This is a genomic window from Kitasatospora sp. NPDC056783 (genome assembly GCF_042789895.1).
Classification (GTDB): Bacteria; Actinomycetota; Actinomycetes; order Streptomycetales; family Streptomycetaceae; genus Kitasatospora.
The window spans coordinates 1-11,354 of the sequence record NZ_JBHUAF010000014.1 but is presented as its reverse complement, the minus strand read 5'-3'; the positions used below and the strand labels follow the sequence as shown (position 1 = coordinate 11,354).

7 protein-coding genes are annotated in these 11,354 nt (G+C 73.6%); 3 read left to right on the top strand and 4 right to left on the bottom strand.

The genetic code is table 11. From position 1 onward, the window contains the following. Positions 1–32: 32 nt before the first annotated feature. Both ACFRMQ_RS04410 and ACFRMQ_RS04405 read right to left on the bottom strand, forming a co-directional pair. Entirely contained in the window at positions 33–890 is an 858-nt protein-coding gene (locus tag ACFRMQ_RS04410; RefSeq protein WP_380726791.1) for a sterol desaturase family protein, read from the bottom strand. Positions 891–1,197: 307 nt separating this feature from the next. Next, positions 1,198–2,625, bottom strand: a complete 1,428-nt coding sequence (locus ACFRMQ_RS04405; protein WP_380726789.1) for a helix-turn-helix domain-containing protein — start codon at positions 2,623–2,625, stop codon at positions 1,198–1,200. Between the two features lie 362 nt (positions 2,626–2,987). Here ACFRMQ_RS04405 and ACFRMQ_RS04400 point away from each other — a divergent pair, with 362 nt between their 5' ends. After that, positions 2,988–6,200: a M28 family peptidase gene (locus ACFRMQ_RS04400; protein WP_380726786.1), complete on the top strand. Its 3,213-nt coding sequence runs from the start codon at positions 2,988–2,990 to the stop codon at positions 6,198–6,200. Between the two features lie 88 nt (positions 6,201–6,288). Here ACFRMQ_RS04400 and ACFRMQ_RS04395 read toward each other — a convergent pair whose 3' ends face one another. Then, the gene (locus ACFRMQ_RS04395) at positions 6,289–6,930 is read right to left on the bottom strand and encodes a hypothetical protein (RefSeq protein WP_380726784.1); all 642 of its coding nucleotides are present in this window, start codon (positions 6,928–6,930) and stop codon (positions 6,289–6,291) included. A gap of 269 nt (positions 6,931–7,199) precedes the next feature. Beyond that, positions 7,200–7,808 (bottom strand): hypothetical protein, encoded by a 609-nt coding sequence (locus tag ACFRMQ_RS04390; protein ID WP_380726782.1) that lies wholly within the window; start codon positions 7,806–7,808, stop codon positions 7,200–7,202. A gap of 169 nt (positions 7,809–7,977) precedes the next feature. On the opposite strand from ACFRMQ_RS04390, the gene ACFRMQ_RS04385 reads away from it, so the two are divergent. Then, entirely contained in the window at positions 7,978–9,216 is a 1,239-nt protein-coding gene (locus ACFRMQ_RS04385; protein ID WP_380726780.1) for a cytochrome P450, read from the top strand. A gap of 287 nt (positions 9,217–9,503) precedes the next feature. After that, on the top strand, positions 9,504–11,291 hold the full coding sequence (locus ACFRMQ_RS04380; protein WP_380726778.1) for a penicillin-binding transpeptidase domain-containing protein: 1,788 nt from the start codon (positions 9,504–9,506) through the stop codon (positions 11,289–11,291). Positions 11,292–11,354 lie beyond the last annotated feature (63 nt).

The following is an 11,354-nucleotide window of genomic DNA, read 5'->3' as shown; positions in this document are numbered from 1 at the left end:
CGGGCAGGTGGAGGCGGCCTCGCGGGCCGGGTTCAGACGGACTGTTCGGTCGTCCTCGGCCGGCGCCAGGGATGCAGAAGAGTGGCGCCGAGCTCTCCGGTGGCGGGGAACGCGGCCGGGTCGGTGAGGCCGACGGCCTTCGGTACTCTGCCCGGCCGCCAGGTGAAGCTCCCGAACACGTGGTCCCAGAGCGAGAGGTCGGAGGCGTAGTGGCCGGCTTCGGCGAGGTCGGTGCTGTGGTGCAGGCGGTGGAGTTCCGGGCCCGCCAGGACGTGGCCGAGCGGACCGATTCGGACTTCGATGTTGGCGTGGACGAAATACCCCTGAGCCAGGACGAATATTCCGACCACGAACACTGAATCCGGAGAGAATCCGATGAGCGCCAGCGACAGTTGGACCACGGACTGCGCGACGGCCACGTCCAGGAAATGATTCACGCCGTTGTTCGCGACGTTCACCTTGTCCGGGACGTGGTGCACTCCGTGCAGTCGCCAGAGCCACCGGTTGCGGTGGGACCAGCGGTGCACGAGGTAGTCGCCGAGCGAGCCGGTCAGCAGCGCGAGCGGGACCTCCACCGCGAACGGCAGCGCCGGGTGGGCCGTGCCGAGCAGTTCCACCAGCGCCGACACCAGCCCCTGAGCCAGTGCGCCGCCCACCATGCTCAGCACGAAGTAGACGCTGTACCAGCCGAGTTCACGCCTGCTCGGATGCCAGTCGGCCCGGTACGGGATCACCCGCTCCAGGACCGCCAGGTATCCGAGCACGCTGATCAGGAAGAGCGGGGAGACCCGGTCCGGCGCCCAGTGGAAGCGCAGGGTCGCGACGGCGGTGCACAGCACACCCAGCAGCAGCAGCGGATGGGCGATCCGGCTGGCAATGGCTGACAGCACGCGCCCCCCGTTCTTCGCGAACCAACGACTGGAAACGTCAGAGACTCTAGCGGGACTCTCGCGCCGTGACAGTCATTCGACGTGTTAAATCCATGAATGACCCGATCGGCGGACTATACGCGCACGAAGTTGACGTCTGTACGGCGCGAAGGGGGCGCATTTTCGAGAACAAGCGGGAATTGACGGAGTGCGATGCCTGCCGTTCCACCGCCCGAGCGCCCGTATGCGCCCCTACTGCGCCGCTCTGCGCGGCTCCCGATCCGGCCAACCGGGCGACCGTCGCCGCCGGGGCCCGGACGACCACCGGTCAGGACCGGGCCGGCTCCGCCAACCGGTGTGCGGCGCGGGGCGCGTGCGCCGCGAGGCGGTCGCGCAACCCGCGCAGCTCGTACTCGACGAGGGCGGGCAGGGCGGTGGCCCCGGTCGCCTCCAGGGCCGGGCCGAGCAGGGCGACCGCCGACCCGGGATCGTGCGCACAGGCGTGGCAGTCGGCCGCCCGGACGGTGAAGAGCAGGCGGCTGGACGGCAGTTGGTCCGGGCCGAGCAGGGCGAGCGCGGTCTCGGCCGCGCTCAGCGCCCGGCGGGCCAGCCGGGGATCGTCGGTGGCCGCGGCCAGGTCACGCAGCGCGGCGGCGGCCGCCGCCTCCACCCGCACCCGCATCGAGGCGATGGAGAGCCAGGGCACGTCGAGCTCGTCGTCCGCGCCGATGTGGTCCAGGTGCGCCCGGGCCAGGCCGATCTGCCGGACGGTCGCCCGCACGTCCCCGGCCAGCGCGTGCGCCCGGGCCCCGCTGATCCGGCCCATCGCGCCGGCCCAGTGCCGGTCCGGGGCGACCCGGTCGATCTCCCGGGCGTAGCCGAGGGCGGCCACCGGATCGCCGTCCAGCCGGGCCAGGATGCTCATGTCGCTGAGCGTGCCGACCTGGGTGGCCTGGTCCCCGGCCAGCCCGGCCCAGGTGAGCGCGCGGTCGTAGCAGGCCATCGCGGTGGCGTTGCGGCCGTCCTGCATCCGCAGGGCGCCGGCCGCGTGGGCGTGCTCGGCGGCCAGCCGCACCAACGGTCCGCGCTGCGCGGCGGGGGTGGCGGCGAGCCGGGCGAGCACGGCGTTCAGGGTGCGTTCGACGGCGGCGGCCAGGCTCGGCCGGTCGCCGGACTCGCCGGAGCGCAGGTGGGCGGCGAGCAGCCCGGTCAGGGCGTGCGCGGTGGCGGCGTCCAGCGGACGCCCGGCGGACGGGTCGTCGAGCGCCTTCGGGGCGCAGAACTCCGCGTGCAGCGCGGCGATCTCGGCGGGCCCGGGGACCGCGCAGCCCTCGGCGCCGTGCAGCGGGCAGAGCAGGCCGTAGTCGGGCAGCCGCAGTGGCGCCGGGGCGGGGGCGGGCGCGTCGAACGGTGCCGCGCCCGGCAGCGGGGGCTGGAGCAGCGCCGGCGACAGGGCGTCCAGGACGCACAGTTCGGCGTTCTCCGCGCGCAGGCAGGCGGCGCTCAACTCGCCGCCGGCCCCGAGCAGCTCGTCGATCCGGTCGGCGACCCTCGGGGTGACCCGGCGGGCGCCGTGCTCGATCTTGCTGACCGCGGTGTGGTCGTAGCCGATCCCGGCGCCGAGCTGGGCCTGGGTGAGGCCGGCCCGGCGCCGCCAGTGCCGCAGCCGGGCGCCGAACTCCCGCCAGGCATCCCGCACCCGGCCGGTCGGCGGTGCCGGAACCCCTGCCGCCGGGGCCACACGGTTCCGCTGCACGGCTGCCTCCCGGGCGCGTCGTCCCCGGGCGGTCCGCAGGGCCCGCCGACGCGACGACTCCAGTGATTCGGACGACTCCGATGACGAGGACGGTACTCGATGGCCACCCACCCCGTACATGACGTGGTCTCAACCACTTGAAGGAAGCCCCAGCTTGACGCGAATCCGGACCCGCGGCCTTGACGGAATTTGCCAACCCTATGCCTCGCGCGCACCGGCCATTGACCCGAGCATGACGCCATGTGAGGGTTCGGGCACCCGAGCGCGGACGGCCCGCACGGCCGTCCCCCCAGACACGGCCCTGCGGAGCGCCACCAGCCGTGTCGTCCGCGGTCGAGGACCCCCACATGCGAGGAGCCTCGATGCAACGCAGAGTTTCCGCAGGTCGGTTGCTGACCGCAGCGACCACCCTGACCGTGCTGGCCGGCATGATCGCCGCCACCGCCGGGCCGGCCACCGCCGCGCCCGCTCCCACCCCGGCGCCGCCGAGCGCCCTGGCCGCCGCCGTGAACGCCGCCGACGCCGCCGCCGCGGCCGGCCTGGACGCGCTGGCCAAGGGCCCGGACGAGACGTACGAGCGCAAGGCCGTCACGCCCTGGGTCGGCGGCCTCTACTCCGTCGCGTACGAGCGCAGCTACCGCGGCCTGCCCGTGGTCGGCGGCGACGCGGTGGTGCTCGCCGACGGGCAGGGCAAGGTCCGCGGCCTCCAGTCGGCCGCCACCGGCCCGGTCGGCGGATCGACGAAGCCGCAGGTCAGCGCGGAGCAGGCGGAGAAGACCGCCCGCACCGAGCTGGCCGGCGTGGAGTCGGTGGAGTCCCGCCGCCTGGTCGTCCGGGTCAAGGACGGCGGCAGCGGCCGGCTCGCCTGGGAGACCGTGCTCACCGGGCACCGGGGCAGCGCCCCGAGCCGGCTGCACGTCTTCGTGGACGCGGCCACCGGCGAGGTGATCGACCGCTACGACGAGGTCCGCGCCGGCACCATCAACAGCGAGTGGAACGGCCCGGCCCCGGTCACCATCAGCACCACCGGCTCGGGCGGCTCGTACTCACTGCGCGACCCCAACCGGTCCGGCCTGAGCTGTTCCGACTACAGCACCGGCCAGGTGTTCTCCAAGAGCTCCGACTCCTGGGGCACCGGCAGCGCCACCAGCAAGGAGACCGGCTGCGGCGACGCGATGTTCGCGGCCCAGAAGGAATGGGACATGCTCCGCGACTGGCTGGGTCGCAACGGGCACAACGGCAACGGCGGCAGCTGGCCGGTCAAGGTCGGCCTCAACGACGTCAACGCCTACTGGGACGGCAGCACGATATCCATCGGCCACAGCCAGGCCAACAAGTGGATCGCGGCGATCGACGTGGTCGGCCACGAGTTCGGCCACGGCATCGACCAGTACACCCCCGGCGGCGCCAACAACGAGGCCGGCCTGGGCGAGGCCACCGGCGACATCATGGGCGCGCTCACCGAGTCGTACGCCAACGAGCCCGCGCCGTACGACAGCCCGGACTACACCGTCGGCGAGATGATCAACCTGGTCGGCAACGGCCCGATCCGCAACATGTACAACCCCTCGCTGGTGAGCAACAACCCCAACTGCTACTCGGCCTCCATCCCGAACACCGAGGAGCACGCGGCGGCCGGCCCGCTGAACCACTGGTTCTACCTGCTGGCCGAGGGCTCCAACCCGGGCGGCGGCAAGCCCACCAGCCCGACCTGCAACAGTTCCTCGGTCACCGGCATCGGCATCAAGGACGCCGGCCGGGTCTTCTACGGCGGCATGCTGCTCAAGACCAGCGGCATGACCTACAAGCGGTACCGCACCGCCACCCTGACGGCGGCCAAGAACCTGGACCCGAGCTGCACCTTCTTCAACCGCGCCAAGGCGGCCTGGGACGCGGTCAGCGTGCCCGCCCAGACCGGTGACCCGACCTGCGCGCCGTCCGGCAACAGCGACTTCTCGCTGTCGCTCGGCCCGGCGTCCGGCTCCGTCCAGCCCGGCGCCTCCACCACGGCGACGGTGAGCACCGCCGTCACCTCGGGCACCGCGCAGAGCGTCGGCCTGACCGCCTCCGGCCTCCCGTCGGGCGTCACCGCGACCTTCAACCCCTCGTCGGTGCAGGCCGGTTCGTCCGCCACCCTGACCCTCGCGGCCTCCTCTGCCGCCACCGCCGGGACGTACCAGATCACCGTCACCGGCACCGCCGGCGCCACCACCCACACCGCCCAGTACGGCCTGACCGTCGGCGGGGGCGGCGGCAACCCCAACGGGCCCGCGCCCGACATCGACGTCGCCAAGGTCCAGGCCCACCTGGCCCAGCTGAACACCATCGCCAACCAGAACGGCGGCAACCGCCGGGCGGGCGGCGCCGGACACAGCCAGTCGCTGGCGTACATCAAGGGCAAGCTCCAGGCGGCCGGCTACACCGTCACCGAGCAGACCTGCACCTCCTGCACCTACCAGTCCAACAACCTGATCGCCGACTGGCCCGGCGGCCCGTCCGACCAGGTCACCATGTTCGGCGCCCACCTGGACAGCGTCTCGGCCGGCCCCGGCATCAACGACAACGGCTCCGGCTCGGCCACCCTGCTGGAGAACGCGCTCGTGCTCGCCCAGCAGAACCCCAGCCTGACCCGGCACGTCCGGTTCGCCTGGTGGACCGGTGAGGAGCAGGGCCTCCAGGGCTCGCAGTCCTACGTCGGCCAGCTCGGCTCCGCCCAGCGCTCGGCGATCAAGGCCTACTACAACTTCGACATGATCGGCTCGACCAACGCCGGCTACTTCATCAACAACATCAACTCCAGCGCCTCCGCGCCGATGAAGGCCTACTGGGACTCGCTGAACCTCAAGCCGGAGGAGAACGTCGAGGGCCAGGGCCGCTCGGACGACTACTCCTTCCAGCAGGCCGGCATCCCGACCTCGGGCTACGCCGCCGGCGCCAGCGACACCAAGACCTCGGCGCAGGCGGCCAAGTGGGGCGGCACGGCGGGCCGTTCCTACGACTCCTGCTACCACTCCTCCTGCGACACCACCGCCAACATCGACGCGACGGTGCTCAACCGCAGCGCCGACGGCGTCGCCTACACCATCTGGAAGACCTCGGTCGGCGGCACCACGCCCGCCAACGACTTCTCCCTCTCGGTGAACCCGGCCACCGCCACCGTCCAGCCCGGTGACACCGCCACCGCGACGGTCGCCACCACGACCACCTCCGGCTCGGCCCAGACGGTCGGCCTGACCGCCTCCGGCGCCCCGGCCGGCGTGACGGTCTCCTTCAGCCCGTCCTCGGTGCAGTCCGGCGGCTCGGCGACGCTCACCGTCGCCACCTCCGCCTCGACCGCCACCGGCACCTACAACATCACCCTGACCGGGACCGGATCGGCCACCCACAGCACCAGTTTCTCCCTGGTGGTGGGCAGCGGCCCGACCAACCCCGGTGGCACCTGGACCGCCGGCACCACCTACCAGGCGGGCGACGTGGTGACCTACAGCGGAGTCAGCTACCAGTGCCTCCAGGGCCACACCGCCCAGGTCGGCTGGGAGCCGCCGAACGTCCCGGCGCTCTGGCAGCGCGTGTGACCGGGGCGCGCTGACGCCCGATGAGCAGCCGCGCCGCGGTCCGTCGAGGGGGACGGACCGCGGCACGGCCGTGTCCGGGGGCAGGCGCTCAGCCGGCGTGGAAGGCCACTCGGACACCGGCGTCGACCGGCAGGACCAGCACGTTGCCGGTGGCCCAGATCCATTGCCGCGGGATCAGGAACATCCGGTTGGCGGACTGCGCCAACAGCCGCAGGCCTTCGTAGCGGTACCGGAAGTGCGTCCCGGCACCCTCGGCCGGCAGCGGCGTCTCCCGCACCCCGGGCCAGTCCAGTGCGAGCGGCTCCGAAGTGTCGAGCATGACGGCCGGCCGCACCTCGAGGTTGCGGGAGAGCTCTTCGGCGTCGGCCCGCCCCTTCTGCTGGGCGTAGCTGCCGACCGCCCAGTACGCACACAGCGCGAGGATCGCCACCGTGACGCCCAGCGCCACTCGCTCCCCCGCCACGGGGAACGCCGCGCCGGTCCCCCGCACGTACAACAGCCGCGCCAGGAGGGCGAGCAGCAGTGCGCCACCGATCAGCAGCGGAGTTCCCATCGGGCCGGCGTTGATGACCTCGAACCCCGCCGCCAGGCCGAGCACCAGCAGCACGAGCACCGGCAGGACGGCGGCGACGCACACCAGACGCACCGCCCGGGAAGCCCCCGGGCCGCGGCGGGCGACGCCGGACACACGCAGGAACACCAGGGCGGCCACCAGCACCCCGCTGAGCACGACCCCGGCGGGCAGGTAGAGCGCCGAGGAGCTGCGCAGGAGCAGTTCCTGCGTGGAGAAGCCGATCGTCGCGGCGTCGAGGCCGAAGTAGCTGTAGAACGCGTAGGCGTAGGCGTAGCCGAAGAAGAAGAGGAGCGCGGTGACGAAGGTGGTCGGGGCGATCCAGCGCGCGAGCGTGGTGATCCACCCGCTCCACGGGGCCGCGACGAGCGGCTCCGCGGCGTCGGACGGCCGCTCCGCCGCGGCGGGCCGGTCCTCCCCGGCAGGGCTCAGTGGGTGCTCCCGCTCTCGGTGCCGGTCCCCCCGCCGGGGCCCGTCGGTTCGGTGCCCGGACCGGTCTCACCGGTCATGGGCGCGGTCGGGCTGGGAGAGGTCGTACCGAGGACCCCTCCCACGGCCTTGAGCTCCCGGCTCTCCCCTCCGATGGTCACCGTGTAGCAGATCGGCCGGCCCTTCGGGCTCGTCGTCGGGAGGGCGAACACCAGCGGTTCGCTGTGGCCGGCGTACACGGTCGTCGTGGCCTGGCTCGGGGTGGCGGGCGCGGCACCGGCCGCGCAGTCGGTGACATCACTGACGACGGCCTGGACCGGGGTGGGCGAGGAGCTCTTCAGGGTGACGACGGCCCTCGTGCCCCAGCCCCGCCCAGCGGCGGACACCGCGCCGGCTTCCTGGAAGCTCGCCTCGGTCTCGCGAACCTCGGTCCGCTGGTCGCTGGGCTCCGGGCCGGCGGTCTGCCCATTGCCGTTCTGGCCGTTGTTGCCGGAGCCGCCGCCGCAGGACGCGAGGGCCGGGACGAGCAGGGCGGCGGCCAGCCACCGGGCCGCCCGTCGGGTCCTGCCGCCTCCGAAGTGCCGGGTCCCGGCCATGCGTTCTCCCATCCGCGAAGCGTGGGCCGCTCGGCCCCGCCGCACGGTACCCGGGCCGGTGCCGCGCGGCGGGCCGCCGCGCTTCCCGGGCCGCGGCCCGTCCCCCGTTCGGCGCAATCCGGAACGGGCCCGCTTGGCATAGAGTCGGACGGTCCGTCAGGAGACCGGAAGGAAGCACCCCGTGAGCACCGACACCCGCCCGGTACCGGAGCTGGCCGCCGAGGTCGTCGAGCAGTGGCGGGCCGAGGAGGCCGAGCTCGTCGACCTGCTGGCCCGGGCGCAGCGCGGCATCGGCGGCGTCGCCGCCTTCCGGCTCGGCCCGACGCCGACCGTGCTGGTCACCGACCCGGCCGCCGTGCAGCACGTCCTGGGCCACCACCCGGACCGGTACGTCAAGCGCTCGCACCGCGCCCGGATGCTGGTCGGGGACGGCGTGCTGTCCGCCGCCGGAGATCCCTGGAAGCGCCAACGGCGGCTGCTGCAATCGCAGTTCACCGGCACCGGGATGCGCCGCTACGAGCGGCGGATCGCCGCCGCGGCGCGCCGGACCGCCGAGCGCTGGGAGGGGTACCGGCGCACCGGGGAGACCTTCGACGTCGCGGAGGAGATGCGCGGCTTCGCCCTGGACACCGTCTGGCGGGCGCTCACCGGGCTGCCGATGGACGAGCACACCGACCACGAACTCCGCTCGGTGGAACGGGTGGTGGCCGCCATGCCGACACTGCCCAGCAACGCGGCGGACGCCCGGGACGCGGTCGCCGGGGACTTGGCCCGGATCGACGCGGTGGCCCACGCGGCGATCGACGCGGCGCGCTCGGCCGGCCCGGCCGAGGAGCCCGGGGTGCTCCGGGTCCTGGTCGAGGCGGGCGAGCAGTTCCCCGAGTACACCGACCGGTTGATCCGCGACGAGCTGGTCACCCTGCTCGTCGCCGGGCACGAGACCACGGCCACCACCCTCACCTGGCTCTTCCTGCTGCTCGACCGCCACCCCGAGGCCCGGACGGCCGACCCGCAGGCACTGGTCGGCGAGACGCTTCGGCTGTACCCCTCCGCCTGGCTGCTCCCCCGGCACGCCGTCGAGGACGACGTGATCGCCGGACACCGGATCGCGGCCGGGACGGACGTGCTGGTCTGCCCGTACCTCACCCACCGCGACCCGGCGCTGTGGCCCGACCCCGAACGCTTCGACCCGGCCCGTTTCGCCCCCGGCGCGGACCGGCCCGGGCAGCTCGGCGCCTACTTCCCGTTCGGCCTCGGCGCCCGCGCCTGCCTGGGCACCCAGTTCGCCCTGCGGGAGACCACGGCGCTGCTGGAGCTGCTGCTGCCGATGGGGCTGCCGGTGTTCCGGTCGCGCCCCACGGGGGCGGCGTACAGCATCACCGTGCGGCCGGACGGGCCGGCACCGGCGGTGCTGTGCTGAGGCGTTCCGCGCCACCCGCCGCGACGGGGGGCGGGGCGGGGAGAAGCGGGAAGGGACGGCGCGGGGTGCTCGCCCCGGCGGCGCTCTCCTGTCCCGATAGTCGCTTGCAACCTTCCGGGCCCGCCGCGCATCAGTGACGTCGGCCGGTCCCACTGTCGACCGATCACCCGGATCGGCATAGGCTGATCCGCGCTCGAACCTGTGTTCCATAAGGTCATCGAGCCCGGGCCGATGCGCCGGAGGGGGCGCGCCCGCAGTACACGAAGGATCGCAGGGGGGATGGAAGCGTGTTCGAGGAGCACCCGAAGGACCGGCACGACGGCTACGAGGGGTTCGACCAGCTCGCCGACGACGACGCCGCGCACGACCGGTACGACCAGTACGGCCCGTACCCGGAGGAGGACGACGACGGCGGGTCCCGGCAGCGGTCCACGAAGCGCCGGATCGTGATGGTGGCCGCGGGCGGGGTGTTCGCCGCACTGCTGGCCGTCGGCGGCTACGGCGCCTACAACGTGGTGAGCGCCGTGTCGGACGGCGGTTCCTCCACCGGCGGCGGCCACCAGGCCTCCGACACCCCGGCGAAGGTCAAGCAGACGTCCCCGCCGACCGCGGAGCAGGCCGAGGCCGCGGCCAAGGAGTTCCTGGCGGCCTGGGGCCGCGGCGACCTCACCGCCGCCGGCGGGCTCACCGACCGGCCGGAGACCGCCCGGGCCGCGCTGACGGCGTTCCACGACCAGGTGGGACCCCGCTCGCTCACCCTGACCGGGACGGGCCGCGCGCCGGGCGACAGCCCGAGCGAGCCGGCCCTCGGCTTCCGGGTGAAGGCGGAGTTCGAGGGCACCCCGGACGCCTGGGAGTACGACGGCGTGCTGACCTTCGCCCGCTCCGAGGACGGGCGGCCGGTGGTGCGCTGGAAGCCGTCCGTGATCCACCCCCAGCTCACCCCGGGCCGGACCATCACGGTGAAGGCACTGCCCAACGCCGCGTTCAAGCCCGCCGACCGCAACGGCCGGCCGCTGGACGCCTTCCCGTCACTGCGCGCCGTCCTCCCCCAGATCACCCCGCCGGACGGCTCCGGAGCCGCCCCCGGCCGGGCCGTGATGCTCTCCGGCGCGAGCGGCACCGGCACCGAGCCGGAGCAGTTGTTCGTCCTGACCCCGGCGAGCGCCCCGCAGGTCAGGCTCACCCTGGACGCCGACCTCCAGCAGGCGGCCGAGGACGCGGTCAAGCAGCAGTCGGCGAACGGCAATCCGGCCTCGCTGGTCGCCATCCAGCCGAGCACCGGCAACATCCTGGCGATGGCCTACTCGGGCGGGTTCAACCGGGCGGTCGCGGGCGGCCAGGCGCCCGGCTCGACGATGAAGGTGATCACCTCGGCCGCGCTGCTGGAGGCCGGGGTGAGCCCGGACACCGTGGTGCCGTGCAAGGCCACCACCAACTCCCCGCGCGCCTGGCACAACGACGAGCCCGGCGACTTCCCGTCCTACACGCTCGCCGACGACTTCTCCCACTCCTGCAACACCGGCTTCATCGACAAGGGCCTGGAGAAGCTCCAGCCCGGTACCCTCGGCAAGGTGGCCCGCGAGCAGTTCGGCCTCGGCCTGGAGTGGCACATCGGCATGCCGAGCCGGGACGCCACCGTCCCGACGCCCGGGAACAAGGACGAGGCCGCGGCCCAGTACATCGGCCAGGGCCAGATCCAGGTCAACTCGCTGCTGATGGCCTCGGTCGCCGCCACCGTGCAGAACGGCACGTTCCGCCAGCCCGTGCTGCGCGACGACGCCAAGCGCGTGACGGCGCCCGCCAAGCTCCCCGCCGATGTCGCCCGGGATCTGCGCGCCATGATGGCCAAGACCGCCACCCAGGGCACCGCCCGCACCCCGATGGCCGGCCTGTCCGGCCAGATCGGCGCCAAGACCGGCACCGTCGAGGCGGGCGGGCAGGCCAACAACAGCTGGTTCATCGCCTACCGCAACGACCTCGCCGTCGCCGCCGAGGTCGAGGGCGGTGGCCACGGCTTCAGTGCGGCGGGCGTGGCCGCGGCCCAGGTGCTGAAGGCGGGCGGCAAGGGCTGAGACCCGCCGCCGACCCCGCTGGGCCGACGACCGGCTGGGCCGCCCTCCGGGGCGGCTCAGCCG